Below are 23,897 nucleotides of genomic sequence, written 5' to 3'. Positions count from 1 at the left end.
CGGTGATGTACCGGCGATAGTCGATCGGTGTCGCTGCTGATGGTCTGACGTACGGAGCTTCGGGATTGTGTCGCCACAGCAAGGGTTTCCGGACCGGTCCTGCCTCCGTCGCTCTGACCCCTGCTTAAACTCTGCCTCATCCGTACCCGATCGGATCGTGCGCTGAAACCGATCGACGATTGACCGCTCGAAGCGGGCGTGAAAGCGTCTGTTCAAGGAATTTTGCAGGAGGCGGCCATGCTAGTTCTCGCTCTCGTTATCGGTATCGTCGCCGGGTTGCGCGCGATGATGGCGCCGGCCGCGATCGCCTGGGCAGCCTCAACCGGGTTGGTGCCTCTGCAGGGGACATGGCTGGCCTTTCTCGGGTGGCGTTTCACGCCCTGGGTAATATCGTTTTTCGCAGCCGCCGAACTCGTCACCGACCAACTGCCCTCGACGCCAAGCCGGACGGTACCGGCGCAGTTCGGCGTACGGATCGTCACGGGCGGAATTTCGGGCGCGGCGATCGGTTATGCCTTGGGGGCGCCGGTTTTTGGACTGGTGCTCGGCGTGATCGGCGCCGTCCTCGGGACGCTGGGCGGTGCGAGATTGCGCGCGCGGCTGGCGGCATCATTCGGCAGCGATCGTCCCGCCGCGTTGGTTGAGGATGCGGTGGCGATCGGCCTGGCTGTGCTGGTCGTCGCGCTGTTGTGATGCGGCGGTTCGACGCGATCATCGTGGGCGCCGGTCAGGCGGGACCGCCGCTCGCGGGGCGTTTGACCGAGGCCGGGATGACGGTGGCACTGATCGAGCGCAAGTTGGTCGGAGGTACCTGCGTCAATACCGGGTGCATGCCGACCAAGGCGCTGGTTGCAAGCGCCTATGCCGCCCATCTGGCTCGTCGGGTCGCGGAGTTCGGCGTGCGGACCGGCGAAGTCGGCATCGATATGCCGGCGATAGCGGCGCGCGCGCGTGCCATCGTGATGGATGCGCGTTCGCGTAACGAAGCCTGGTTGGACGGCATGGCAGGGCTGACCTTGTTGCGCGGTCATGCGCGCTTTACCGGCCCTGGTACGATCATGGTCGACGGGGAGGAACTGACCGCACCGCGGATTTTTCTCAACGTCGGCGGACGCGCGAGCGTGCCTGATATGCCGGGCGTAAGCGACGTCCCCCATCTGGACAACACCGACATGGTCGCGCTCGAGGCCGTACCCAAGCATCTGGTCATCGTCGGCGGAAGCTATGTCGGGCTTGAGTTCGCGCAAATGTATCGACGGTTCGGTGCTGCGGTGACCGTGGTCGAGCGGGGCGAGCGGTTGATCGGACACGAGGACGCCGACGTGTCGGAGGCCGTGCGCGCGATCCTGGAAGACGAGGGGGTCGCCGTACGAACGGGCGCCGAATGCATCGCGTTCTCGCAGCATGCAGACGGCGTCGCGGTATCGGTCGACTGCCAGGCGGGCGATCCGCAAGTGATCGGTAGCCATGTGCTGCTGGCCGTCGGACGGCGGCCCAACACCGATGATCTCGGGCTCGAGCTTGCCGGGGTCATGACCGATGCGAAGGGCTATGTGATCGTCGACGATCTGCTCCAGACCAACGTGCCGGGCGTCTGGGCGCTCGGCGATTGCAACGGCCGGGGCGCGTTTACGCACACCGCCTATAATGACTTTGAGATCGTCGCCGCGAACCTGCTCGATGGCGACGAGCGGAGCTTGAGCCAGCGGCTGGTCGGCTATGCGCTCTATATCGACCCGCCGCTCGGTCGCATTGGTATGACGCAGACCGATGCGGAGAAGACTGGTCGAAAGATCCTCGTTTCGACGCGGCCGATGACTCGGGTCGGTCGCGCGATCGAGAAGGGCGAGACCAAGGGCTTCATGAAGATAGTCGCCGATGCGGAGACGCAGCGGATTCTGGGTGCGGCGATACTCGGAACGGGCGGCGATGAGGCGATCCACGGTATCCTCGACGTGATGAACGCAGATCAGCCGGTGTCGGCGTTGCGCTGGGCGGTGCCGATCCATCCGACCGTATCTGAGTTGATCCCGACACTGCTGCTCGGTCTCGAACCGGTGGAGCCTCGATGACCACGACCGGCAGCGTCGCCTCGCGCGAGCACCAGATGTTTCCGGTGCTCGACGCCGACCAGATCGAGACGGCCAAGCGGTTCGCGAGCGGCCCCGCGCGAAAATTCGCAGCGGGCGAGCAGATCTATGCGATCGGCGAACAGGGCGCGCCTGCATGGCTAGTGCTGGCGGGATCGATCAAGGTCATCCGCCGCGACGGGCTGAGCCACGAGGCGCCGATCACCTCGCACGGAGTCGGACAGATCACCGGCGAGGTAAACCAGCTCGCCGGACGCCCCTCGATCGCGGGGGGCCGCGCCGGCGCCGATGGCTGCACCGCGCTGCCGTTCGATCCGGCGCATCTGCGCGCGCTGATGGTCGGCTCGGCGGACGTCGGCGAAGTCGTGATGCGCGCGCTGATCCTGCGCCGGGTCGGACTGATCGAGCAGGGCAGCGGCGGGACGGTGATCGTCGGCGTGCCGGGCAGCCCCGATATCGTCCGGTTGCAGGGTTTCCTCACCCGGTCGGGCTATCCCAACATCGTGCTCGATGCGGCGTCGGACGAGGAAGGGCGTGCGCTGGTCGAACGGATCGGCGTGTTACGCGCCGATCTGCCGCTGGTGGTCTGTCCGAACGGGAAAGTCCTCAAGCGACCGTCGGATGTCGAGGTTGCCGCGTGCCTGGGGATCACGCCCGATCTCGATCCGGACGTGGTGTACGACGTTGCGATCGTCGGCGCGGGGCCGGCGGGGCTGGCGGCGGCGGTGTATGCCGCGTCTGAGGGATTGTCGGTGGTCGTGCTCGACGAGCGCGCGATTGGCGGGCAGGCGGGGGCGTCCGCGCGGATCGAGAATTATCTGGGGTTTCCGACCGGCATTTCAGGGCAGGCGCTGGCGGGCCGCGCGTTCAACCAGGCGCTGAAGTTCGGCGCGGAGATCGCGGTGCCGCTCGAGGTCGCGCGGCTCGACTGCGATGACGCGCGGCCGGCGGACGATCCGCTGGTGCTCGCGCTGCCGGATGACACGCGGGTCCGGTCGCGGACCGTGATCGTCGCGTCGGGTGCGCGCTATCGCCGCCCCGACATTCCCGGTCTGGCGATGTTCGAGGGCGCGGGTGTCTCTTACTGGGCGTCGCCGATCGAAGCGCGATTGTGCGAAGGCGAGGATGTCGCGCTGGTCGGCGGCGGCAACTCGGCCGGGCAGGCGGTGGTATTTCTCGCGCCTCGCGTGAAACATCTGCACCTGATCGTGCGACGACCGCTGGCGGCGACGATGTCGAAATACCTGATCGACCGGATCGCGGCGCTGCCCAGCGTCACCCTGCATGTCGGCACCGAGATTATCGGTCTCGAAGGCGACCGCGCGACCGGGCTCACGGGGGCAATGTTCCGCCAAACAGACGGCTCGACCAAACAGTGCGCGATGCGTCACCTGTTCCTGTTCATCGGCGCCGATCCTAATGCCGGATGGCTGCAAGGATGCGTCGATACCGACGACAAGGGGTTCATCGTCACGGGCAAGGCTGCGCTTGCGTTACAGACGAGCCGCGAGCGCGTGTTCGCGATCGGCGACGTGCGCGCTGGCTCGACCAAGCGCGTCGCGGCGGCGGTCGGCGAGGGGGCGGCGGTGGTCGCGCAGGTTCATGTCGCGCTGGCCGACATGGCCGAACGGGAGGCGTCATGAGTTACGGCTGCACGCATATGGAGACGATCCGGTCGGTCACGCCGAGCGCCAAGGGGTGCGAGGATTGCCTTCGGATCGGCAGTGAATGGGTCCATCTGCGGCTGTGTCGGGCATGCGGGCATGTCGGCTGCTGCGACGACTCGCCACACCGCCACGCGACCGCGCACTTTCATGCGACGCGGCATCCGATCATCGAGGGCTATGACCCACCAGAGGGCTGGGGTTGGTGTTTCGTGGACGAGTCGATGGTCGACCTGCCCGACCAAACGCCGCAATGGGGGCCTATCCCGCGGTATGTTTGATTAGGAGTAGGCTTTGTTTGCGTCGGTTCAGCCGCGTGTACTACCATCCCGGCGGAGGCCGGGGCCCAATCGGCAAAGCCGCAGTAACGGCGGGCGATCCTTTGTTATTGCCGTCCCCCAATTGGGCCCCGGCCTGCGCCGGGGTGGTGTTGGTCAGCGCGGCAACGACCGTCGATGCAACCACACCGTTGATCACCCTCGCTTGCTTCGCCCGACCCTGACCGCTAGCCGACCTTCATCGGTAAAGGCGTGAGTAAGCGAACATGCGGCGTGTGATGATGGGGCTGGTGGCCGTTGCGGCGCTCGCCACGGCGGGATCTGCGCAAAAGCCGAACCGCGCAGGGCCGAAACCGGGCATCGTCCGCGTTCGTCTGGTGACCTCCGAGGGCCCGATACTGCTGGCGCTCGACACCCGTCACGCGCCGAAGACGACCGCAAATTTCCTGGCCTATGTCGATGACGGGCGGTTCGACGGGACCGACTTCTACCGCGCGAGCCGCCAGAAATCCGCGCCGAAGCTCGGCTTCATCCAGGCGGGCATCCGCACCGACGCGCGGCGGATCCTGCCGCCATTCCCCCTTGAGACCACGGCGATGACCGGGATCAAGCATCTCGACGCGACGATCTCGATGGCGCGCGGGATGACGCCGGCGTCGGCTGGCGGGAATTTTTTCATCACGATCGGTCCGGCGCCAGCGATGGACGCGCGCGCGGGCTATTCCGGATATGCGGCGTTCGGGCACGTCGTTGCGGGAATGGACGTGGTGAAGCGCATTCTCGCCAAGCCGACCGGGGGCGGGATGGATGCGTTCAAGGACCAAATGATCCTGAAGCGCGTGGCGCTGGTAAGTGCGCGACGGCTCGACGGGGTGGCGAAGCCAACGGGGTTGCCGCGGGCTTGGCTGATCGAGACGGGGCTTGGTCGGAAGAAGTGAAGTATCCGTCGCCCCAGACTAGTTTCGGCGCCTATCCCCTTCGAACACGTGCCGACGATGGTCGTACGGTACCACGTCCTTCCTTGTTCTCCCGCGAAAGCGGGAGCCCAGACTGGATCCCCGCCTTCGCGGGGAAACAAGCTTTACTTACAGGACGGAGGGTCCCGCAGTCAGGCTGAGCGCTACCGATTCCGCGACCTTGATCCCGTCGACTGCGGCGGAAAGGATGCCCCCTGCATAGCCGGCGCCTTCGCCTGCCGGAAACAATCCCGCGGTGTTGAGGCTCACGAAATTATCACCGCGCGTAATCCGAACCGGCGACGAGGTCCGCGTCTCCACCCCCGTCAACACCGCATCGGGATGATCATAGCCAGGAATCTCGCGGCCGAACGCCGGCAGCGCCTCGCGCAACGCGGTGATCGCGAACTCGGGCAGGCACTCCGACAAGTCGGTCATGTGCACGCCCGGCTTGTACGACGGGATCACCGAGCCCAGCGCGGTCGACGCACGCCCTGCGAGCAGGTCGCCAATGCGTTGCGCAGGCGCCTTGTAGTTCGAGCCGCCGGCGACATAGGCGCGCGATTCCCAGTGGCGTTGCAGTTCGATCCCCGCCAGCGGGTGGCCGGGATAATCGCGCTCGGGGTCGATGCCGATGACGATCCCCGAGTTCGCGTTGCGTTCGTTGCGCGAATATTGGCTCATGCCGTTGGTGGCGACGCGGCCCTCTTCGGACGTCGCGGCGACGACGGTGCCGCCCGGGCACATGCAGAAGCTGTACACGGTGCGGCCGTTCTTGCAGTGGTGCGACAGGCTGTACGCCGCCGCGCCGAGATCCGGATGGCCGGCGCAGGGACCGAACCGCGCTTCGTCGATCCACGATTGCGGATGCTCAATGCGAACGCCGATCGAGAACGGCTTGGCCTCGACGTGGACGCCCTTGGCATGGAGCATTTCGAACGTGTCCCGCGCGCTGTGGCCGACCGCGAAGACGACGTGGTTGGCTTCGAGATAGTCGCCCGTGCTCAGGTGGAGCCCGCGGAGCTGGCGCGTGCCGGCGTCCTCGACGATGTCGAGACCGTCGACGCGCGTCGAGAAGCGGTATTCGCCGCCGAGCGACTCGATCGTTTCGCGCATGCTCTCGACCATCGTGACGAGGCGGAAGGTGCCGATGTGCGGGTGCGCTTCGGTGAGGATTTCGGGTGGGGCGCCGGCTTTCACGAACTCGGTCAGGACTTTGCGGCCGAGATGGCGCGGGTCCTTGATCTGGCTCCAGAGCTTGCCGTCGGAAAAGGTGCCGGCGCCGCCTTCGCCGAACTGGACGTTGGATTCGGGGTTGAGGACGCTCTTGCGCCACAGGCCCCAGGTGTCCTTGGTGCGCTCGCGGACGACTTTGCCGCGGTCGAGGATGATCGGGCGGAACCCCATCTGCGCTAGGATCAGGCCGGCGAACAACCCGCACGGGCCTGCGCCGACCACCACCGGGCGGGGGCCGGTGTAGGTCGCGCCGCCCTTGGTGACGAAGCGGTAGCCAGTGTCGGGCGTGCGCTGGACGTGGCGATCTTTCCGAAAGCGCGTGAGGACGGTGTCCTCGTTCTTCAGCGTGACGTCGACCGAATAGACGAGCTGGATGTCCATCTTGTCGCGGGCATCGTGCGCGCGCCTCGCGATCGTGTAGCGGATCAGGTCGCGCGGGGTGACGCGCAGGCGGTCGCGGATCGCGGCGGGGAGCGCTTCGTCGGCGTGGTTGAGCGGCAGCTTGAGATCGGTGATGCGGAGCATGCTCGGTCCTCTAGCGCCGCGCGCCACGATCCGCCATCGGCAGTACAGGGCGCGAGCGCGAGAGGACATGATCATGCGGACCGACGACGAGCAGAATGCCAGGAGCGCCAAGCGCAAAGCGGTCCATGATAAGATCGTCGCGAGCAAGACGATCGAGAAGGGGCTGATCATCGTCCACACCGGCAAGGGCAAAGGCAAGTCTACCGCCGCGTTCGGCATGGCGGTGCGGATGATCGGCCATGGGCGAAAAGTCGGCGTGGTGCAGTTCGTCAAGGGCGCGATGACCACCGGCGAGAAGACGGTCTTCGACGCGTTCCCCGCATTGTGCGAGTTCAAGCCGATGGGGGAGGGCTTCACTTGGGACACGCAGGACCGCGCGCGCGATATCGCCGTGGCGCGCGAGGCTTGGGACGAGGTCAAGCGGATGATCGCCGATCCGTCCTATGCGATGGTAGTGGCGGATGAGCTGAACATCGTGCTGCGGTATGACTATCTGCCGGTCGACGAGGTGCTCGCTGTGTTGGCGGCAAAGCCGGAGATGACGCATGTCGTGGTGACAGGTCGGAATGCGCCGGATGCGTTGATCGAGCTGGCGGATCTGGTGACCGAGATGACGCAGGTAAAGCATCCGTTCCGGTCGGGCGTGAAGGCACAGGCGGGGGTGGAGTTCTGACTTCTTGATCCTCCCCTTGCAGGGGAGGTGGCTGGCGCTTGCCAGACGGAGGGGTATTGCGATCACGACGACGGGTCACCCCTCCGTCAGCCCAAACGGGCTGCCACCTCCCCTGTCAGGGGAGGATTAGAGGCTGCTTGTCTACGGTCGATCGTACGCGTATCGCTCGGCCTGCGACAGGTTTTCCCGAGGCGGCAACGCTTAGGGAAATGAAAATGGGAACGGGAAACACCCGGCTGCCCCTGCAACTGTACGCGGCGAGCCATCGTGCCTCATGCCATTGGGATACTCCCGAGAAGGCGGCGCGGACGGCGTTGACCCGCGAGCCAGGAGACCTGCCCGTCGCGGTCGTCTTTCGTCCGGCCAGGGTGCGCCGAACGGACGGGTAACACCCCGAGCGACGACATCGCTTCGCGTCGCGCGGAGGCTGGAGGCGTGCGCCTTTCGCCCTTTGCGCGGTGCGGGATCGACTGTCCGAAGGGGTTCCTATGCCTAGTATAAATCGTTCTGTGATCGTCCGGGAACGGACATGCTGAAGCCCGCCGAAGACGGCGTCGCGGTGGTCGCGTGCAACACGTGCCGCCATTCGGCCGATGCGCGCGACGACGGTGACGGCGTGCGGGGCGGCGCACGGCTGGTCAGTGCGTTGAAGACGGTACAGGCGAGCGATCCGGCCTATGCCGACGTCGCGGTGCAGGAGATGCCGTGCTTGTTCGCGTGCCAGGATTTCTGCACGATTTACCTGCGCGCACCCGCCAAGGTCGGCTATGTGCTCGGCCGGTTCGAACCGACCGAAGACGCCGCGCGCGCGATCCTCGATTACGCGAGGCTCTACGGCGAGAGCGCGTTCGGGCAGGTGCCGTTCAAGCAATGGCCGCAGGGCGTGAAGGGACATTTCATCACCCGCACCCCGCCCGAAGGCTTCGTCGTCGAATGACCGCGTTCGCGACGCCCGCCGGGTTTCTGGCGGCCTTGCGCGGCTTGCCGCAGGCGGACGCCGCGGCGCGATCCGCGGCGATCGTCCGGCAAAGCGAACTGACCAAACCGCCGGGCTCGCTAGGGCGGCTGGAGGATATAGCGGTGTTCATGGCCGGCTGGCAGGGCAACCCGCTGCCGCGGCTCGATCGCGGCAGCGCGGTGGTGTTCGCCGGCAATCACGGCATCGTCGCGCGAGGTGTGAGTGCGTTTCCGGCCTCGGTCACCGCGCAGATGGTCGCCAATTTCGAGCATGGCGGCGCGGCGATCAATGCGCTGTCGCGAGCGGCGGGCCTCGAGCTGAAGATCGTGTCGCTCGACCTCGACCGGCCGACGGCGGATTTCACGCAAGCGCCTGCGATGTCGGAGGACGAGTGCCTCGCCGCGTTGAACGCGGGCGCGGCTGCCGTCTCGGACGCGCCGGACTTGGTGGTGCTCGGCGAGATGGGGATCGGCAATTCGACGACCGCCGCGGCGCTGTGCTTGGCGAGCTTCGGCGGATCGGCGAGCGACTGGGTGGGGCCGGGAACCGGGGTCGACGATGACGGCATCGCGCGGAAGATCGCAGTGGTCGAAGCCGGGGTCGCGCTGCACCGGGACGCGCTGGGCACGCCGTTCGAGATCTTGCGGCGGCTCGGTGGACGCGAGTTGGCGGCGATCGCAGGCGCGGTGGTTGCCGCGCGACTGGCGGGCGTGCCGGTGATGCTCGACGGGTTCATCTGCTGTGCGGCGGTCGCGACATTGGCGGCGGCGTGTCCGGACATTCTCGCGCATTGCCTTGCCGGACATGTCTCGGCCGAGCCGGGGCACCGTCTTCTGCTTGAGCGAATGGGCCTCGAACCATTGCTCTCGCTCGGGATGCGGCTGGGCGAGGGCAGCGGTGCCGCCACCGCGGCGTTGCTCGTCCGCGCGGCACTGGCCGCGCATGCCGAGATGGCGACGTTCGCCGAGGCGGGCGTTTCGGCGGCGTGAGCGCGTACATGTTGCACCTGATGCGACATGGTGCGCCCGACGTGGCAGGGCGAATGCTCGGGCGGACCGACGACCCGGTAACCGAGGGAGGGATTGCCGTCTGTATGGCACGCGCCGAGAGTCTTGCGATCGAACGGATCGAGGCCTCCGATCTGATCCGCGCACGCGCCTGTGCGGCGGCGATCAGTGAACCGCGAGGCGTTGCGGTCGAGGTCGACCCACGCTGGCGCGAACTCGATTTCGGGGCATGGGACGGGCTGGCCCCGGCGGCAATCGATCCCGCCGAATTGGCCGCATTCTACGACGATCCCGATGCGTCACCACCGCCGGATGGCGAACGCTGGTCCGCGTTGCAGGACCGGGTCGCGCAGGCACTGGCCGCGATGCCGCAGGTCTCGACACTCGTCGTGACGCACGGCGGCGCGATCCGGGCGGCGCTCGCGGAGTTGTGCGGGTTCGATCGAAGGCAGATCTGGGCGTTCGACCTCCCCTATGCCGCGCTGGTGTCGCTGCGGATATGGCCAGGCCCGACGCGGACCGTGCAGATCGTCGGCTTGGCGACATGAAGCGGTTGATCATCGCGTTCGGCTTCCTCACCCGGCTGCCGATGCCGCGCGTCGAAATGGGTGCCGACGATTTCGCAGCGGCCATCCGGTGCTACCCTGTCGTCGGTCTCGCGATCGGCCTGATCGTCGCGGCGGCCGGCTGGCTGGGTGCGCTGGTCGATCCTTGGGCGGGGGCCTGCGCTGCGCTGCTGACGTGGATCGCAGTGACGGGGGTGCTGCATCTCGACGGGCTCGCCGACCTCGCCGATGGGTTGGGCGCGGCGCATGGCGATCGGACGCGGCTGCTCGCGGTGATGGCCGATCCGCATATCGGGAGCTTCGGCGTCGTCGCAACTGTTAGCCAGATGCTGGCCAAGCTGGTATTGCTCCACGCGGCGGGGATTGGCTGGACGCTGATCCTAGTACCGTTCGCGGCAAGGATGGGGCCGCTCGTCTGGACGAGGCTGCTACCGCCACTGCGGTCCGGCGGGCTGGGCGCGGCCGTCGCCGGCGCGGTCCGAACGCGTGACCTGCTGGGGTGGGGACTTGTGCTTGCGCTCGCGGCGGTCGCGGTGCCTGCACTGGTCGCTCTCCCACTGCTCACGTTAGGCGTCGCGGCATGGTTGCGGCGGACGCTGGGCGGCGTGACCGGCGATGCGCATGGCGCCGGGATTGAGATCGTCGAGACCGGGCTGCTAGTTGCGCTCTCGGTGGCCGGCGCGCTCGCTTAGCGCGAGTAGCGCATCGAGATCGACATGGCGTTCAAGCGTCGCGGCGATCGCATCGAGCGCGGCGTCGATCGACGCGCCATGATCTGGTCCACTGGCCGCGACGCCGAGCCGAGCCAGCCACGCCGTGCGTTGCTCCGCGAGCGCCAGCAGGCCGTGAACATAGCTGCCCGCCACCAGCCCGTCCGCACTCGTCGCGCCTTCGGGGCTGCCATCGGCGCGGTGGCCGACCGGGCGCGCGGTCGCGGGTCCGGTGGTCGCGCCCATGTGCATCTCATAGCCCTCGAATGCCGCGCCTTGTGCCCGGCCGCGCACCCGCTCCAGCGTCTTGCGGCCGGTAAGGACCGTGTCGATGTCGAGCATCCCGAGCCCGTCGACACGCCCCGCCGGCCCCTCGATCCCGTCGGGGTCGGCGATGCTGCGACCGAGCATCTGATAGCCGCCGCAGAGCCCGAGCACCGGCTTGCCGCGGCGGTAATGCGCGCGGATATCGATGTCCCATCCCTGCGCACGAACGAAGGCGAGGTCGGGGATCGTCGCCTTCGATCCCGCGAGCACGATCATGTCGACGTCCGGGATCGGCGTGCCCGGCGGTACCATGACCAGCGCGACACTGGGCTCAAGGCGAAGCGGATCGAGGTCGTCGAAATTGGCGATCCGCGGCGTGATCGGGCAGGCGATCGTAACGCGACGCTGAGCACCGGCGGAGGGGCGCTCCAAAATCACGGCGTCCTCGCTCGGCAATCGTACCGCGTCTGCGAGCCACGGCACGACGCCATACCCCCGCCATCCGCTGCGCGCTTCGATCGCGCGATAGCCGTCGTCGAACAACGCGGGGTCGCCGCGGAACTTGTTGATCAGGAAGCCGTGGATCATCGCCGCGTCGGCCGGATCGATCACCGCGCGCGTGCCGACGATCGCCGCAATCACGCCGCCGCGGTCGATGTCGCCGACCAGCACCACGGGCACGTCGGCAGCGCGCGCGAACCCCATATTGGCAATGTCGCCGGCGCGCAGGTTGATCTCCGCCGGGCTGCCCGCGCCTTCGACGACGACGAGATCGCAGCCTGCCGACAGCCGTTCGAAGCTGTCGAGCACGTCGACCAGCAGCCCTTCGCGTCCCTCGCGCCAGCGTGCCGCGGCGAGCGTGCCGCGCACCTGCCCGCGGACGATCAGTTGCGAGGTGCGGTCGCCCTGTGGTTTCAGCAGCACCGGGTTCATGTCGACGCTCGGCTCGACGCGACACGCGATCGCTTGGGTGGCCTGCGCGCGACCGATCTCGCCGCCATCGGCGGTAACGGCGGCGTTGTTCGACATGTTCTGCGGCTTGAACGGGCGGACCGACAGTCCGCGATTGGCGAACGCGCGGCATAGCCCGGCGACGAGCACCGACTTGCCGACGTCGGAGCCGGTTCCCTGGAGCATCAGAGCGCCCATGCGATCCCTCCGGCAATGACAAACAGGAGCACACACGCTCGGCGATAGATGCCGAGCGCGGCGCGTAGATCGGCGGCGGTAGCGTCCGCACGGCCATCGCCGATATAGGGCTTGGCGACGCTCACCCCGTCATAGGCGATCGGCCCGGCGAGACGCAGGCCAAGCGCGCCCGCCATTGCCGCCTCTGGCCAGCCGGCGTTCGGCGAGGCGTGGTTGCCGGCATCGCGCCACATCGTCTGCCAACCGCCGAGCCCGGCGACGCACAGCAGCACGCCGCTCAGCCTCGCCGGGATCAGATTGGCCAAATCATCGGTCCGTGCCGCAGCCCAGCCGAACGCACGCCAGCGCTCTTCACGGTGCCCGATCAAACTGTCGGCCGTGTTGATCGCCTTATACGCCCACAGTCCCGGCAGCCCGGCCACGAGCAACCAGAACAGTGGCGCGACGACGCCATCGCACACGCTCTCGGCAAGGCTCTCGATCGCCGCCCGCGCGACGCCGGCTTCATCGAGCGACGCGACATCCCGCCCGACGATCATGCCAACGCGGTCACGGGCAGTCTGGAGGTCGCTCGCTCCCAGCGCATGCGCCACGGGAACGACATGATCGTGCAGGCTACGGATCGCGAGTCCCGGCGCGGCTAACAAGGCGATCGCGACCCAGGCGGAAGACCCGAGCAGCATTCGCAGAACGACGTCTAGCGCGAGCGCGATGACGACCGCGACCCCGACGACGACTGTCATCGTCAAGACACCCGCCGCCCGACGGGTCGCAAACGATGTTCGCGGATCGTTCCAGCGTGCCTCGGCGGCGCCGATCAACCGCGCGAACCCGCCTACCGGATGTCCTATCCGTGCATAGAGTGCGGCCGGCCAGCCGATCGCAGCGTCGATCGCTATCGCTAGGACCGCTATCGGCTCAGCCATGCGCCAGCGCTCGGTCCAGCCGGTCGAAGGCGATGTCGTCGCGTGGCAGGCCGATCCGCAGCCAGTGTGGCTCATGGTCGAACGTGCGCGTCAGTATCCCGGCATGCGCCAGACGGTCGAATATCGCGGCTGCGGCGCTGCTTTCCACGAGCCGGAACAGGGGGCAGGCACCGGTCGCGTGCAGCCCGTGGCGCGCCAGCATCGTGTCCAAGCGTGCCGCCCGGTCGATGCAGGCGAGCCGGTTCGCATCGATCCAGGCGCTATCGCGGTAGGCGGCCGTCCCATAAGCCACTGCGCAGGCGGAAACCGGCCAGCTTCCCAGCCGGTGGCGCATCGCGGAAACCTGCGCCGGCGGGGCGATCATGAAACCGAGCCGGACGCCGGGCAGGCCGAACGTCTTGCCAAACGAGCGAAAAACGATGACGCGGTCGGATGGCCGAAGATGCGGGACGATGCTGTACGATGGGACCAGGTCGACAAACGCTTCGTCGACCACCAGCCATGCGCCGTTTCGCGTTACGGCGAGCAGGCGCTCTGGTTTGTCGAGTAGTCCATCCGGATTGTTCGGGTTTGCGAGCAGCAGCGTTCCGTCTTCGATGTTATCGATGGTCGGTCGCATAACGGCGCTGGCGTGTCCGAACACTTCCGCATGGGTTGCGTAGCTCGGCGCTACAAATCGGGCGGGCCGTGGCAGATCGAGACCGGCCAGCAAGCGTAGTCCGATCTCGCTGCCCGGCAACGCGAGAACGCAGGCGGAATCGGTTCCGAACATTGCAGCCGCCGCTTCTTCGAGCACCGCGATCGATGCCGGCGATGGCAGCGTCGTGAGATCGACGGGCGGCAAAGGGTCGGACCGCCAGGCGCACGGATTGATCCCGGTCGACAGATCGATCCACGGGGTGGGGGCATCGGGGTACAGGGTTGCGGCGAGATCGACCCTCCCGCCATGCGCGCGCAACCCCGTCATGATATCCTTTCGCTTGATCTTGCGCCGCTCATCGTCATTCCGGACGCGCGCTGCAAGCGCGAAGGAGAGACCATGCCGCCATTACAAACCAGCCCGTCGTTCGGTAGGAGCCTGTTCGTGCTCGGCGGCGCGCGGTCCGGCAAGAGCCGTCATGCGCAGGCCGTCGCCGAAGCCGCCGCGGCATCGTTGGCGGGACCGCTGGTGTATATCGCGACCGCGCAGGCATTCGACGACGAGTTGCGCGATCGGGTAGCGCGGCATCGTACCGACCGCGATGCGCGGTGGCAGACCGTCGAGGCCCCGACCCAACTCGCCGCCGCATTGCGCGAGGTGGATGGCGCGAACACGGTCGTCCTCGTCGATTGCCTTACTTTATGGCTTTCCAACCTATTGCTCGCCGATCTCGACATCGACCAGGAAGTCGATGTTTTGCTAGCGACGCTCGCCTGCGCCCAGGCGCGGGTCATTCTCGTCTCGAATGAAGTCGGTCTCGGTATCGTCCCCGACAACGCGCTCGCGCGGCGCTTTCGCGACGCCGCGGGATTGTTGCACCAGCGGCTTGCGGCACAGGTGGATTCGGTCGACGGTCTGATGGCTGGTCTGGTCCAGTCTTGGAAACGCCCGGTCTGAGCGCGGCACGACGCCGCGCGCACCGACCGCAATTGGTATCTTGCCTGCCGACACCGGGAATGGTTAATCGTCGCAAACTGCACCGAACTGGTCGCAACGACCATCATGCGTGAACGGAGGCCGGAATGCATAGCAAAGCGCAGGCAGTCGCGCGTTTAAAATCGATGGTCTTCCTGATCGAGGAAGCGCTGCGGATCGCCGATGAGGGCGACAATCCGCTATTCGGTGCCAAGCTGAGCGATTGTATTGATTGCCTGCAAAGCGCATTGGATGAAATCAGCAGCGCGACATCCGTCAAACCGTAACGCGTCGCGTGATCGATATCCGTACGGATAAAACGCTACGGCGCAAAGGCAATGTCCCGACAGGCCAGTATAGTCTAAGATGCTGGCAGCATCGGCTTTGATAGACCCGGGGTCATAGCTTATCGATTCTAACGCAGGTTTATTTTGCGTGAAGACCAAATGTTACGATAAGCCTTATCCGAATATGTTATCGTCTTTTACCGACAGCCGATCATTGGGCGCTGACGGCCGAGAGAGGCATGTGCTCCCGCCCCGATTTGTGCGGGAGAACGCATTTGAACGATGTTCTGACGGATCATGGTGCTGTGATTTCCCCTTTGGCCCCCTTGGCTTTGATGGTGCGAAAGCTCGAAACACACGCGGTTCTGCACGAAGCTGATCGTCGCGCATTGCTGGCGTTACCGTATACGCTGCGAACCTACGAACCGTCGTCCTATCTCGTCCGCGAAGGCGACGCGCCCGAGCAATGCGCTGTCTTGCTGTCCGGGTTTGCATACCGCCAGAAGCTGACCGGCTCGGGGATGCGACAGATCGTGTCACTGCACGTGCCGGGGGAGGCGCTGGACTTCCAGCACCTGTTTCTCGACGTCGCCGACCACAATGTGCAGACGCTGACCCGCGCGGACGTCGCGACGATCTCACGAACGGCGTTGCGCGATCTCGCCCGGACGCGAGCGTCGATCGGCAATGCAATCTTCGTCAACACGCTGGTCGAGGCATCGATCTTCCGCGAATGGATCCTCAATATCGGCCGGCGCGATGCCCGGTCGCGGCTGGCGCATTTCCTGTGCGAATTCGCGATCCGGCTCGACATGCAGGGCTTGGTCGACGAGACCGGCTACGAACTGCCGATGAGCCAGGAACAGCTCGGCGATGCGCTCGGGCTGACCGCGGTGCACGTCAACCGGACGATCAAGTCGCTCGAAGCGGACGGTCTGATCTCGCGCAACCGGCGGCGGATCAGCTTTCCACGCTGGGATGCGTTGCGCGAACTCGCCGACTTCTCGAGCCGCTATCTGCACCTGTCGCAGCAGAAATCCTGACGGGTCAGCGTTCTCGGCCGTGACTGACCGAGTCGATGATCCGCCCGCCTGCCATGAAGACTGCGATCGGGCAGGCGGCGAACAGCATCCAACCGCCATAGCCGGGATATTGCTGAAGATAATGGATGCCGCGCTCGACCGCGCCGAGCCCGAGCCCGTAGATGACGAGGAATGCCTCGAACTTGGTCTTGATGATGAAGAGGCGGGCAAAGCGAGTCCACATGGCCGCGACACAGCAAGACCGGTGCCAATGGCTGATTTCTGCGGTTTAGCCCTCCGCAAAGATGGTTAAGTGTAAATTAACCCGACAGGGCAGAACTCTGCGCTTCTGACGCGAGAATACCGGAAAACCTCCGCTGTTTCCACCGAGACGAAGGGTGCGAAATGGAAAACTGTCAGAGCCTCATTCCAGTTAATTCCCGGCCCGCAGCGGCGCCTATGCGGGCCGCGAGTAATGGGATGGTCGCTGCCCTCTATGTCGAGGCTGGCGGCAGCTACTACGATCTGCCGAACGTCGACCCGTGGGACGAGCGCCGCGATGCGCGGCTCTACCCAGGACCGTACCCGGTCGTCGTGCATTCGCCATGCCAGCGGTGGGGTAAACTGTGGGCCGGCCAGCCGCTCCACATCAAGCGGACCGGCCAGCGCAAGCAGAAGGGCGCCGATCAGGGCTGCTTCAAGTGCGGGCTATCTGACGTCCGCCGCTGGGGCGGCGTAATGGAGCACCCGTGGGGATCGCACGCATGGGCGTTCTTCGGCCTGACGGTCCCGTCGCGCGCCGGCGGATGGGTGAGGGCTGACGAACTGGGCGGCTGGACATGCTGTGTCGAGCAGGGCCGTTACGGTCACTATGCCCGCAAGCCCACCTTGCTGTTGGCATATGACTGCGACCTTCCCGATCTCGACTGGGGCATTGGCGAGCCGCGACTCGATCCTGAGATCGTCGCGCGCATGGGACTCAAACGGGCCAAGCGATTGGGCGAGGTCGGCGGCAAAGGTGGGGGAAGGGACAGCGCACCGCGAATCGGTACGCCAGCTCCGTTCCGAGACCTGTTGATAGCGATGGCTCAAAGTGCCAACCGGCTGAGGCTCGCAGCATGACCGAGAACCTATGCGACTTGGTGAGCGCTCGTTTGCGCCGTCCCGGCACCTATCGAACTGACGCCCTTGTGGCGCGTTCGGCGGCGGGCATTATACCCCCAGGGGTACCCCCGCGTGCGCAGGGGTGGGCAGCATGACTATGCTCCCGAACCTATACCCGGGCGTATCGAAGCCGCTGCCGGACGCCAAACTCCGGATCCTGTTGAATGGTCTCGGCGTCCAATCGGTGACGATGTTCCTCATGGCCGAGCGGGGACTGATCGGGCCTAAGCCGGATTATTCGTTCACGTCGGACACCGGCGACGAAAGTACCGGGGCCATGGAGAACCTGGCGTTGCTGCGATCGCCGAACATGGGCGCGACGATTCCGATCATCATGTCGGAACCCGGCGGGCTGGCGGATGACTTCGACATGGCGACGGCCGGGTTCGTTGATCGCTTTTCGAACCCGCCGCTGTTCATCCGTAACGATGACGGCACGCGCGGCATTCTCGCTCGTGGCTGCACCCGTGATTACAAGGTTCGCCCCGGTAATCGGCAAGTGCGCAAGCTGCTGGGGCTAGGACCCCACTCCAAGCTGCCGACGACGCCGGTCGTTGAGCAATGGCTTGGGATCACCACTGACGAATCCCACCGGATGGCGATCAACCCCCAGCCGCATATCTATAACCGGCACCCGCTGGTCGAGATCGGCTTCAGCTATGCCGATTGCGAGAACTGGCTGTGGCGCGAGTACGAACTCCGGGTGCCGTCGTCCGGCTGCAAGAGGTGCCCGTTCCGTGACAATGCTGAATGGCTGAGCATGCAGCGCAACTACCCGGATGATTTCGAAGTGGCTTGCCAAGCGGACGAGGCGGCGCGCGACGGGATGCCCGGCGTCCGTCAGCCGGCATATCTCCACGACAGTTTGCGCCCTCTCCGGTCAATCGACTTCGAAGCGGAAGTGGCGGCGCGGCGCGGCGGGCTCTTCGATCCGAACGTCAACCTTTGCGGCGGGGAATGCGGGACCTGATCGACCTCGTCACGCCGAGCGCCGAAGAGCTATTGGTCAGCAGGCAAGAGCATCACGACGTCGCGCAGGCGGTCCTGGAGCGGCGAGCCGCATTACGAGATGGGAATGCAGCGACATAATGTTGCCGCCCAGTCAAAGGCCGGTGAAACGCAAAACGCCGCCCAAAAAAGGGCGGCGTTCAGGTCGCGGAATGTCGCGGATTGATACTTGATCAGCCACCGGTATTCATAAATGCGCCCTCCATGACGACTGCAAACCCAACCCCTAAGGGCCTCCCGGAGTTCCGCCTCACCGGCGGCTTGGATATCAACCTAGGCGACATCCTTGTATAAAACAACCTGTCCGGCAGCAACTGCCATGAGCTGTACCCATGGCTGAAGGGCGTTAAGATTTCGTGCCGTTGGCATTATAACTGCCGCGCTTTTGAAATCGCGGCCGTGAGACAAGGCATTCCGGATTTCCCGAATCGCCTTCGTGAAGGTCTCCACCCCTTTAGGCGCGAAGGTTGACTCCTTCGTCGTCGGAGCCACAATCGCCTTCAAAGTAAACCCGCCGTCAAATTTAACATCTTTCGAGAATGCGGGTAGATTCTCTTTCATTCCCGCCCATAATATTTTTGCGTCGACAACATCGTGCATAAGTTGTGAAAATTTAGCGTATTCGTCCAACTTTGACATCTGGAAAGCCATCATGAGCTTATCTGTGGTAGCTCCAAGATCGTCCGTTGCATCTGGTGATGATAATATCCTTTTTAGTGTCGTTCTAGCTGAGCTTTCAAGGTAAAAAAACGATGCATACTCAATAATGCGATAATAGTACTGAAACCTTCTGGCGGGATCCCCCGAAGAAGAAGCTTCCCAAAAACTCAAGAGATTATTATCAAGGCGCTTGCCTCGAATTGTCGTCGGAAACTTGCCCGATATGTAACGGTGCTTTGGCTGTGGTTTGTGAGATATTTCTTCGTGGAGAGCTATTACAGGCCCCTCGTTATCATAGTAGCTCAGGTAAAAATTCAGGTTGTTAACGAGCTCTACAAGAGCGTCTGGGTCCCAATCTATGTTTTCAAGCCAAAATGATATGGGCTCAGAAATGGAGCTATCGGGTCTGGCGCCCTCAATCTGGCTTCTTGAGAACGCGCGAAAAGATTGCATATTCCGAAAACTTGTACTCGACATCTTAAGCGGGACAAATATCCCGGCGAACAGGACAAGCCGATTACTTGATCTGCTGAAATGGCACTTATGTGTCATGCCAGCGTAAGAAAAATTGAAGCTTCGACCTACTACTTCTCTTTGGCTGTCAGGTAGCCCGTACGCGGTCCAGATGACTTCTAAAGCCCGATTGTCTTTATGATATACTGCGGACAAGCGCTGAGGTAAAATTACGGAGTTCAACGCCTCGCACAAATCTTCGGTCAAATCCGTAATGTTGAAAGCGACAGATTTATCCGCCCATGGAGAATCAATGGCTTGATGTACCTGCTCTCCTACGACAATTTCGACGATCTCAGAGCCGGCGTTTGACGCTATATAAGGCGCCAGTCGATCCCGAGCATTTGCAAGCGCCTGCGATTCTGCCTTGTTTTTTGTCATGTGCCCCACCTTGAAGCACGTTAGTTAGCCTTGGGTATGTCCAAAGCCAAGCGGCTGGCTAGGCGCCGAACTCCGGTCCTTCCTCATCAGGATAGAACCCGGGGAAATCGGCAAATCGAGTCGACGGCTTCGCCCTTTCAGCCGACGACGAGCTTCAAACTCGGTTCACCGTGATGCGCTGGCCGCCCCGCAGCCTGCGAGAGCGCGATCACTCGCTCTTCGTAAAATTGGGCGAGGTTCATATGAAATTCCATCACCGGCACGGTTACCGCTAATGTCGCCAGCATGATGTGATGTCGCCGAGCAGCCTCGAGGTCGATCAGATTAAAATCAGGCGGGAATAGCATGTGGGCCATCTACCGCGTTGAGATTTAACGGGACAGAGATGATGACCCGATTTGTGGCTAACCAAGGTTAATATGGCCGGAATTGTAAGCATCGAGCCAAGGCCCAGGCCTATGCACCGAGGCTGGGGCGGCGATATGCTGCAATATGCCCCCTCGCAATGATCCAAGCGCTCCGTCGCGCGCATCGATATATTTCATCGAGGGGGGGACGTTGGTCGGGCAGGCGGGGTGTCGCGGGATTGCCGCTATTTTAGAGGGTCGATAGCCTTTACGGAGTGGATGGCGGGCTTTCACGAAGGATGCGCGGCTCACTTCGATCTCACCGACGAGATGGTGATCGGATCTTCCTATGCGCCGAACTCGGGCCCTTCCTCATCAGGATAGAGCGTATGCTAGCCACGCAAGCGAGCTAGCTCCGCTTCGAGTTCACTGGCAGCGCGTTCGAGGGCCAAAGCGACCTGCTCGATAGCGTCGGTTAATACGGCGCCAGACATGTAATTGTGAAGGTTGCGGTATTCCTGTGCCTGCTGTCGCATTTGGTCGGGCGTTTTCGTCATGCCGGGCCCGTTAAAAGCTACAACATTGACGGCTCGTTGATGAAACGGCGATGCAGGGTTCAAAATCGTATTGAGCCAAAGCAGTAGGGCGACCGATCATCGATCGCGAGCGTTTTCCCGGCATTGGAGAAAGCCCGTGACTGAGACCCTGCGACCCGAGGCGTTCGAGATCACCGCTTTTGAGGGAAGGGTGCTGGTCGAAGCGCCAGGCATTGTCGCAACGCTGGACGTCGAGGCGGCATCAACCCTATCTGACCAACTGCTCGCCGCATGCGGGTCAGCTCGGCTTCAACAGCGCCGTGCTATCGGTCAGCAGAAGATAGGCCAGGATAATCACCCAGTCGATTGGGTCTGACTAGGCGCCGAACTCTGGCCCCTCGTCGTCTGGATAGAACGCGTGGGGATCGTACACCGGTCGCTGCGCGGGCCGCGCCTGACGTGGGGGAGGGCGCTTCGGAACATCAGGGACTGGGTCGGGCAGGGTAGGTAACCCGCCTCCGAACCGGATCCGGATATAGGCCCCGTTCCCGTGCATCGCCTGGAAGACCGCGGTCGCGTCGTCTTCCTTCATCCGCTTGCCGATCAGGGGCGCACGCTCGGCGCTGACGTAGCCCAGCTGCGTTCCGCGATCGCTCCAGACGGCGACCGCGTTCTCGTCGAACGGGTTCTTCGGCTCGAGCCGCAGTTCGACCAGGTCACCCGGGGCGCACATCATGCACTCCATCCGCCTGTTGCTCTTGCTCGCGTCCTCGTTCGGGAAGTCGATGCCGACTATGGAGGTGGTGAGTTCGTCCATGAACTATTGCTCCGTCTCACCGGTAGCGACCGCGCCCATGGTCATCGCTAGAAGGGACGCGCCGCGCGTCTCGTTGTCGATCTTCAGAAGCCGGACCCAGTGCGAGATGTGTTTGCCAGCTGCCTCGACGCCTTTGCGTTGCAACTGCGGCGTGGTCAGGTTCGTATCGTTTTGAATTACTGAGGCGATCGACAGCGCGAAAAAGTCGATGATGTCATCCGCGATCAGCGCCTGGTCTGGCGAGTTCGCCGCGAGGTACTGCATGACAATGGGCATAATCTCCTGGAACAGGTCGATCTTAGCCTGATCGTCTACTTTCATGGTGCTCATGGGAACCGTTTGCCCGAATCGGTCGGCCGCGCATAGGTTCTGCGAATGGACCAGCCGACACCAAAGCCGAGCGAGATGGCAGACGCAGAACTGCTGCGAGCATATCAGCAGACGACGGGGCGGGGGAACGACATGGTCGCTAACGCGCTGCTCGCCGAGATCGAGCGGCGTAACCTCGACATATGATGAGCGACCGCGACGTGTGGGTTCGGGCGGGCGCGATCTTCGCGGAACATGGAGCCGGAGCATCCGACTACATCATCTCTCAGCTATGCGACGTCCTCGGCGACATGGAAGCGGTTCAAGACTGGCGGAGGGTGGCGAACGCCGTTGACGCGATCGAAGATGCGGTCCCGCAGTAGCTACGGGCTGGTTTCCGAATAGACACCGGATCGCCGCAGCTGGCGGACGATCCCGTTAAATGAAGCGGTAACGCTTTGGCTACGGCCGATCTCGTTATCCTGCTGCGCACCTTCCCAGAACATCACTAAGGGCCAGCGTTCAGGACAGTGCGCCCACAGACACCGGAGAGCCAGACGCACCGGCACGGTATCGACGCGACCCGTACTGGTCTGATCAAGCGTCGACCGCAGGATCTGTACCGCCAGATCGACCGTGATTCGCGTTTGCCGGTGCATCCGTCTATGGAACGCAACGGGAACAAACATGCAAGGATTCGATATGGCTGGGCGATGCCGGCTTTGCACGAGCAACGACGATGACGCGGTGATCGAGCACGTTGCGGCATACATGTGGGAAAGCCGGATGGAGCGGGTCGAAGATCGTACGCCATGGGAAGAGGCGGGCGCGACTTGGAAAACGGCGTTTGGCGAGATGGCCGTTGCCGCTCAGCAAGCACTGAGGCTACCGTGATCTGTCGCGGCGAGCATCCCTATTCCGTGCTCGTCACATGGGCTCGTCGCGGCATCGTTTCATTTCGGGATTTTTCGGCGATTGCTTACCAATAGGTAAAGTGACAGTATCGTGACATCGCAGCGGGTTGAGCTTTCCCAAGACGCCTCCCCGCTGCGGTGCCCTCACCGGTAATTCCTGATATGTATGGATCAGTCGCGGCGTCATCTCTGCCTTGGTGAGTGACGCCGCGATACCTCTGCCGTCTCGTTTTTGAGCAGCCCCTCAAGAACGGCATGTGGCAAATCGCTCGGTCACAGGTATAGGCCGCCCTTCACAAGTTTGATGCCGGGCGGGAAACGATGGTGCGCAAACATTTCGCGATGTTGGACTTCCTACGCGGCGTTGCGGCGTTCGCCGTGGTCGTTTTCCATCAGCCTGCCGGATCGCTGAAGCTGTTCGCGCATGGATATCTCGCGGTAGATTTCTTCTTCCTGCTGAGTGGCTTCGTCATAGCCGCCTCCTATGAGGATCGCTTGGCAAACGGTTCATTGGGCTTCGGCGTATTCGTCCGCACAAGATTTATCCGGCTGTATCCGCTCGTAATTTTGGGCGGCATACTCGGCAGTCTTCAGCACTTCGGGGAATTTGCACCGTATGTTGTCGCTGGAGGCATATTACTCATACCGACCAGCGCTACCGGCGATCCCTCGGCCTTCGCGACAAATCCTCCCGCATGGAGCCTGTTTTGGGAGGTCGCGGTTAATATCGTCTACGGGAAGCTCAGCAGGTTTCTGACCAACGGCATTTTGTACGCTCTGACCGCGCTTGGCTTTGCGGCTGTGGTTGCCTGCGCGTACCAAGCGGGGACTATGAATTATGGCTTCTCCTGGTCGCAGTTCTATGGTGGCGGGGCGCGGGTCGTCTTCTCGTTCTTCGCCGGCATATTGATTTACCGCGTATGGCTGAGCGGGTGGCGCCCCACGTTGCCCTGGTACGCTGTTGTGATCGGTTTGGTCGCCCTTCTCATCCTGCCTCGTCGGCTTGAGTCTTGGTATTTTGACAGCGCGATAGTGCTGGCTTTCCCGCTCCTTGTTCTGGTTGCGGCCAGCTGTGACCTTCCGGCAAAATATACAAAGCTAGCCACGCTGATGGGCAACGTATCCTATCCGCTCTACATCCTTCAGCATGGCCTTGGCGTGCCGAAGAAGCTTCTAGACCACCTGCAGTCGACGGGCTTCAACATGTTGATAATAAGCTGGGCATGACGTGACCCCCGCCTTTCATCCAGCGGCAACCAGAGACCGACCGTTGTTGTCGCGCAGGAGCGCGGGTGAAGCAACGGTGGGGTTTAAACCCC

The 23,897-nt window shown here is 63.7% G+C and carries 29 protein-coding genes and 1 riboswitch; of the genes, 19 read left to right on the top strand and 10 right to left on the bottom strand.

The features are described 5' to 3' along the window. Window positions 1-237 precede the first annotated feature (237 nt). The 5 genes from C8J46_RS17290 to C8J46_RS17270 all read left to right on the top strand — a co-directional run bounded on the left by C8J46_RS17290 (window position 238) and on the right by C8J46_RS17270 (window position 4,970). A complete protein-coding gene (locus C8J46_RS17290; RefSeq protein WP_132741765.1) occupies window positions 238-693 on the top strand; it encodes a DUF4126 domain-containing protein in 456 nt (151 codons plus the stop codon). Beyond that, complete coding sequence (locus C8J46_RS17285; RefSeq protein ID WP_207894212.1) at window positions 690-2,072, top strand: FAD-containing oxidoreductase; 1,383 nt, start codon at window positions 690-692, stop codon at window positions 2,070-2,072. Before C8J46_RS17290 ends, C8J46_RS17285 begins: the two co-directional genes overlap by 4 nt. Beyond that, window positions 2,069-3,733, top strand: a complete 1,665-nt coding sequence (locus tag C8J46_RS17280; protein WP_132741761.1) for an FAD-dependent oxidoreductase — start codon at window positions 2,069-2,071, stop codon at window positions 3,731-3,733. Before C8J46_RS17285 ends, C8J46_RS17280 begins: the two co-directional genes overlap by 4 nt. Then, window positions 3,730-4,035 (top strand): UBP-type zinc finger domain-containing protein, encoded by a 306-nt coding sequence (locus tag C8J46_RS17275; RefSeq protein ID WP_132741759.1) that lies wholly within the window; start codon window positions 3,730-3,732, stop codon window positions 4,033-4,035. Before C8J46_RS17280 ends, C8J46_RS17275 begins: the two co-directional genes overlap by 4 nt. Before the next feature lie 263 nt (window positions 4,036-4,298). Next, window positions 4,299-4,970 carry a peptidylprolyl isomerase gene (locus C8J46_RS17270; RefSeq protein ID WP_243643474.1) on the top strand — a complete coding sequence of 224 codons (672 nt, stop codon included), beginning with the start codon at window positions 4,299-4,301 and terminating at the stop codon, window positions 4,968-4,970. Between the two features lie 147 nt (window positions 4,971-5,117). Here C8J46_RS17270 and C8J46_RS17265 read toward each other — a convergent pair whose 3' ends face one another. Beyond that, complete coding sequence (locus C8J46_RS17265) at window positions 5,118-6,749, bottom strand: NAD(P)/FAD-dependent oxidoreductase (protein WP_132741757.1); 1,632 nt, start codon at window positions 6,747-6,749, stop codon at window positions 5,118-5,120. Window positions 6,750-6,816: 67 nt separating this feature from the next. On the opposite strand from C8J46_RS17265, the gene cobO reads away from it, so the two are divergent. From cobO to cobS, 5 genes are all read left to right on the top strand, one after another. Next, window positions 6,817-7,422, top strand: a complete 606-nt coding sequence (cobO, locus tag C8J46_RS17260) for a cob(I)yrinic acid a,c-diamide adenosyltransferase (RefSeq protein ID WP_132741755.1) — start codon at window positions 6,817-6,819, stop codon at window positions 7,420-7,422. A 161-nt stretch (window positions 7,423-7,583) separates the two neighbouring features. Continuing rightward, window positions 7,584-7,780: riboswitch (cobalamin riboswitch) on the top strand. A gap of 171 nt (window positions 7,781-7,951) precedes the next feature. Next, entirely contained in the window at window positions 7,952-8,359 is a 408-nt protein-coding gene (locus tag C8J46_RS17255) for a DUF1636 domain-containing protein (RefSeq protein WP_132741753.1), read from the top strand. Next, window positions 8,356-9,369, top strand: a complete 1,014-nt coding sequence (cobT, locus tag C8J46_RS17250; RefSeq protein WP_132741751.1) for a nicotinate-nucleotide--dimethylbenzimidazole phosphoribosyltransferase — start codon at window positions 8,356-8,358, stop codon at window positions 9,367-9,369. Before C8J46_RS17255 ends, cobT begins: the two co-directional genes overlap by 4 nt. Further along, window positions 9,366-9,935: a histidine phosphatase family protein gene (locus C8J46_RS17245; protein WP_132741749.1), complete on the top strand. Its 570-nt coding sequence runs from the start codon at window positions 9,366-9,368 to the stop codon at window positions 9,933-9,935. The genes cobT and C8J46_RS17245 overlap by 4 nt, the downstream gene beginning before the upstream one ends. Continuing rightward, entirely contained in the window at window positions 9,932-10,645 is a 714-nt protein-coding gene (cobS, locus tag C8J46_RS17240; RefSeq protein ID WP_132741747.1) for an adenosylcobinamide-GDP ribazoletransferase, read from the top strand. Before C8J46_RS17245 ends, cobS begins: the two co-directional genes overlap by 4 nt. Here the strand turns inward: cobS and C8J46_RS17235 are convergent. The 3 genes from C8J46_RS17235 to C8J46_RS17225 are packed head-to-tail and all read right to left on the bottom strand — an operon-like array spanning window position 10,610 to window position 13,972. Continuing rightward, entirely contained in the window at window positions 10,610-12,079 is a 1,470-nt protein-coding gene (locus C8J46_RS17235; RefSeq protein WP_132741745.1) for a cobyric acid synthase, read from the bottom strand. The genes cobS and C8J46_RS17235 overlap by 36 nt on opposite strands. After that, a complete protein-coding gene (gene cbiB, locus C8J46_RS17230) occupies window positions 12,067-13,005 on the bottom strand; it encodes an adenosylcobinamide-phosphate synthase CbiB (RefSeq protein WP_132741743.1) in 939 nt (312 codons plus the stop codon). Before cbiB ends, C8J46_RS17235 begins: the two co-directional genes overlap by 13 nt. After that, window positions 12,998-13,972, bottom strand: coding sequence for a threonine-phosphate decarboxylase (locus C8J46_RS17225; protein ID WP_132741741.1), 975 nt, complete (start codon window positions 13,970-13,972; stop codon window positions 12,998-13,000). The genes cbiB and C8J46_RS17225 overlap by 8 nt, the downstream gene beginning before the upstream one ends. 72 nt (window positions 13,973-14,044) lie before the next feature. On the opposite strand from C8J46_RS17225, the gene cobU reads away from it, so the two are divergent. The 3 genes from cobU to C8J46_RS17210 all read left to right on the top strand — a co-directional run bounded on the left by cobU (window position 14,045) and on the right by C8J46_RS17210 (window position 15,950). Beyond that, window positions 14,045-14,602, top strand: a complete 558-nt coding sequence (gene cobU / locus C8J46_RS17220; protein ID WP_132741739.1) for a bifunctional adenosylcobinamide kinase/adenosylcobinamide-phosphate guanylyltransferase — start codon at window positions 14,045-14,047, stop codon at window positions 14,600-14,602. A gap of 125 nt (window positions 14,603-14,727) precedes the next feature. Then, window positions 14,728-14,907 (top strand): hypothetical protein, encoded by a 180-nt coding sequence (locus tag C8J46_RS17215; protein ID WP_132741737.1) that lies wholly within the window; start codon window positions 14,728-14,730, stop codon window positions 14,905-14,907. Window positions 14,908-15,242: 335 nt separating this feature from the next. Then, complete coding sequence (locus C8J46_RS17210) at window positions 15,243-15,950, top strand: Crp/Fnr family transcriptional regulator (RefSeq protein ID WP_132741735.1); 708 nt, start codon at window positions 15,243-15,245, stop codon at window positions 15,948-15,950. A gap of 4 nt (window positions 15,951-15,954) precedes the next feature. Here C8J46_RS17210 and C8J46_RS17205 read toward each other — a convergent pair whose 3' ends face one another. Beyond that, a complete protein-coding gene (locus tag C8J46_RS17205; protein WP_132741733.1) occupies window positions 15,955-16,173 on the bottom strand; it encodes a hypothetical protein in 219 nt (72 codons plus the stop codon). 236 nt (window positions 16,174-16,409) lie between these two features. On the opposite strand from C8J46_RS17205, the gene C8J46_RS17200 reads away from it, so the two are divergent. Then, window positions 16,410-17,051 (top strand): hypothetical protein, encoded by a 642-nt coding sequence (locus tag C8J46_RS17200; RefSeq protein ID WP_132741731.1) that lies wholly within the window; start codon window positions 16,410-16,412, stop codon window positions 17,049-17,051. A 226-nt stretch (window positions 17,052-17,277) separates the two neighbouring features. Further along, entirely contained in the window at window positions 17,278-18,063 is a 786-nt protein-coding gene (locus C8J46_RS17195; protein ID WP_132741729.1) for a hypothetical protein, read from the top strand. Between the two features lie 311 nt (window positions 18,064-18,374). On the opposite strand, the gene C8J46_RS17190 is transcribed toward C8J46_RS17195, so the two are convergent. The 3 genes from C8J46_RS17190 to C8J46_RS20945 form a co-directional block, all read right to left on the bottom strand. Continuing rightward, on the bottom strand, window positions 18,375-19,655 hold the full coding sequence (locus C8J46_RS17190) for a hypothetical protein (RefSeq protein ID WP_132741727.1): 1,281 nt from the start codon (window positions 19,653-19,655) through the stop codon (window positions 18,375-18,377). A gap of 137 nt (window positions 19,656-19,792) precedes the next feature. Further along, a complete protein-coding gene (locus C8J46_RS17185) occupies window positions 19,793-20,011 on the bottom strand; it encodes a hypothetical protein (RefSeq protein ID WP_132741725.1) in 219 nt (72 codons plus the stop codon). Between the two features lie 383 nt (window positions 20,012-20,394). Next, entirely contained in the window at window positions 20,395-20,559 is a 165-nt protein-coding gene (locus tag C8J46_RS20945) for a hypothetical protein (protein ID WP_165886611.1), read from the bottom strand. Window positions 20,560-20,695: 136 nt separating this feature from the next. Here C8J46_RS20945 and C8J46_RS17180 point away from each other — a divergent pair, with 136 nt between their 5' ends. After that, window positions 20,696-20,914, top strand: coding sequence for a hypothetical protein (locus C8J46_RS17180; protein ID WP_132741723.1), 219 nt, complete (start codon window positions 20,696-20,698; stop codon window positions 20,912-20,914). Here the strand turns inward: C8J46_RS17180 and C8J46_RS17175 are convergent, their stop codons facing one another. Next, window positions 20,915-21,355 carry an HIRAN domain-containing protein gene (locus tag C8J46_RS17175; RefSeq protein ID WP_132741721.1) on the bottom strand — a complete coding sequence of 147 codons (441 nt, stop codon included), beginning with the start codon at window positions 21,353-21,355 and terminating at the stop codon, window positions 20,915-20,917. A 3-nt stretch (window positions 21,356-21,358) separates the two neighbouring features. Then, the gene (locus C8J46_RS17170; protein WP_132741719.1) at window positions 21,359-21,685 is read right to left on the bottom strand and encodes a hypothetical protein; all 327 of its coding nucleotides are present in this window, start codon (window positions 21,683-21,685) and stop codon (window positions 21,359-21,361) included. Window positions 21,686-21,730: 45 nt separating this feature from the next. Here C8J46_RS17170 and C8J46_RS20940 point away from each other — a divergent pair, with 45 nt between their 5' ends. The 3 genes from C8J46_RS20940 to C8J46_RS17160 all read left to right on the top strand — a co-directional run bounded on the left by C8J46_RS20940 (window position 21,731) and on the right by C8J46_RS17160 (window position 23,805). Next, on the top strand, window positions 21,731-21,871 hold the full coding sequence (locus tag C8J46_RS20940) for a hypothetical protein (RefSeq protein WP_165886610.1): 141 nt from the start codon (window positions 21,731-21,733) through the stop codon (window positions 21,869-21,871). Continuing rightward, window positions 21,871-22,047 (top strand): hypothetical protein, encoded by a 177-nt coding sequence (locus tag C8J46_RS20935; protein ID WP_165886609.1) that lies wholly within the window; start codon window positions 21,871-21,873, stop codon window positions 22,045-22,047. Before C8J46_RS20940 ends, C8J46_RS20935 begins: the two co-directional genes overlap by 1 nt. Window positions 22,048-22,902: 855 nt before the next feature. Continuing rightward, window positions 22,903-23,805, top strand: coding sequence for an acyltransferase (locus tag C8J46_RS17160; protein ID WP_165886608.1), 903 nt, complete (start codon window positions 22,903-22,905; stop codon window positions 23,803-23,805). The last annotated feature ends 92 nt before the right edge of the window (window positions 23,806-23,897 follow it).

It is taken from the genome of Sphingomonas sp. PP-F2F-A104-K0414 (assembly GCF_004340945.1).
Taxonomy (GTDB): domain Bacteria; phylum Pseudomonadota; class Alphaproteobacteria; order Sphingomonadales; family Sphingomonadaceae; genus Sphingomonas.
The sequence above is the reverse complement of the archived record's forward strand: the minus strand, read 5'-3'. Positions and strand labels throughout refer to the sequence as shown.

What these genes read in the sequence shown, in the direction of transcription:
- cobU (WP_132741739.1), top strand. Translation starts at nt 14,045, where the DNA reads ATGCCGCCATTACAAACCAGCCCGTCGTTCGGTAGGAGCCTGTTCGTG.
- C8J46_RS17280 (WP_132741761.1), top strand. Translation starts at nt 2,069, where the DNA reads ATGACCACGACCGGCAGCGTCGCCTCGCGCGAGCACCAGATGTTTCCG.
- cbiB (WP_132741743.1), bottom strand. Translation starts at nt 13,005, where the DNA reads ATGGCTGAGCCGATAGCGGTCCTAGCGATAGCGATCGACGCTGCGATC.
- C8J46_RS17200 (WP_132741731.1), top strand. Translation starts at nt 16,410, where the DNA reads ATGGTCGCTGCCCTCTATGTCGAGGCTGGCGGCAGCTACTACGATCTG.
- C8J46_RS17225 (WP_132741741.1), bottom strand. Translation starts at nt 13,972, where the DNA reads ATGACGGGGTTGCGCGCGCATGGCGGGAGGGTCGATCTCGCCGCAACC.
- C8J46_RS17205 (WP_132741733.1), bottom strand. Translation starts at nt 16,173, where the DNA reads ATGTGGACTCGCTTTGCCCGCCTCTTCATCATCAAGACCAAGTTCGAG.
- C8J46_RS17255 (WP_132741753.1), top strand. Translation starts at nt 7,952, where the DNA reads ATGCTGAAGCCCGCCGAAGACGGCGTCGCGGTGGTCGCGTGCAACACG.
- C8J46_RS17210 (WP_132741735.1), top strand. Translation starts at nt 15,243, where the DNA reads ATGGTGCGAAAGCTCGAAACACACGCGGTTCTGCACGAAGCTGATCGT.
- C8J46_RS17215 (WP_132741737.1), top strand. Translation starts at nt 14,728, where the DNA reads ATGCATAGCAAAGCGCAGGCAGTCGCGCGTTTAAAATCGATGGTCTTC.
- cobO (WP_132741755.1), top strand. Translation starts at nt 6,817, where the DNA reads ATGATCATGCGGACCGACGACGAGCAGAATGCCAGGAGCGCCAAGCGC.
- cobS (WP_132741747.1), top strand. Translation starts at nt 9,932, where the DNA reads ATGAAGCGGTTGATCATCGCGTTCGGCTTCCTCACCCGGCTGCCGATG.
- cobT (WP_132741751.1), top strand. Translation starts at nt 8,356, where the DNA reads ATGACCGCGTTCGCGACGCCCGCCGGGTTTCTGGCGGCCTTGCGCGGC.
- C8J46_RS17270 (WP_243643474.1), top strand. Translation starts at nt 4,299, where the DNA reads ATGCGGCGTGTGATGATGGGGCTGGTGGCCGTTGCGGCGCTCGCCACG.
- C8J46_RS17175 (WP_132741721.1), bottom strand. Translation starts at nt 21,355, where the DNA reads ATGGACGAACTCACCACCTCCATAGTCGGCATCGACTTCCCGAACGAG.
- C8J46_RS17275 (WP_132741759.1), top strand. Translation starts at nt 3,730, where the DNA reads ATGAGTTACGGCTGCACGCATATGGAGACGATCCGGTCGGTCACGCCG.
- C8J46_RS20945 (WP_165886611.1), bottom strand. Translation starts at nt 20,559, where the DNA reads ATGACGAAAACGCCCGACCAAATGCGACAGCAGGCACAGGAATACCGC.
- C8J46_RS20935 (WP_165886609.1), top strand. Translation starts at nt 21,871, where the DNA reads ATGAGCGACCGCGACGTGTGGGTTCGGGCGGGCGCGATCTTCGCGGAA.
- C8J46_RS20940 (WP_165886610.1), top strand. Translation starts at nt 21,731, where the DNA reads ATGGACCAGCCGACACCAAAGCCGAGCGAGATGGCAGACGCAGAACTG.
- C8J46_RS17290 (WP_132741765.1), top strand. Translation starts at nt 238, where the DNA reads ATGCTAGTTCTCGCTCTCGTTATCGGTATCGTCGCCGGGTTGCGCGCG.
- C8J46_RS17235 (WP_132741745.1), bottom strand. Translation starts at nt 12,079, where the DNA reads ATGGGCGCTCTGATGCTCCAGGGAACCGGCTCCGACGTCGGCAAGTCG.
- C8J46_RS17185 (WP_132741725.1), bottom strand. Translation starts at nt 20,011, where the DNA reads ATGGCCCACATGCTATTCCCGCCTGATTTTAATCTGATCGACCTCGAG.
- C8J46_RS17265 (WP_132741757.1), bottom strand. Translation starts at nt 6,749, where the DNA reads ATGCTCCGCATCACCGATCTCAAGCTGCCGCTCAACCACGCCGACGAA.
- C8J46_RS17190 (WP_132741727.1), bottom strand. Translation starts at nt 19,655, where the DNA reads ATGACAAAAAACAAGGCAGAATCGCAGGCGCTTGCAAATGCTCGGGAT.
- C8J46_RS17170 (WP_132741719.1), bottom strand. Translation starts at nt 21,685, where the DNA reads ATGAGCACCATGAAAGTAGACGATCAGGCTAAGATCGACCTGTTCCAG.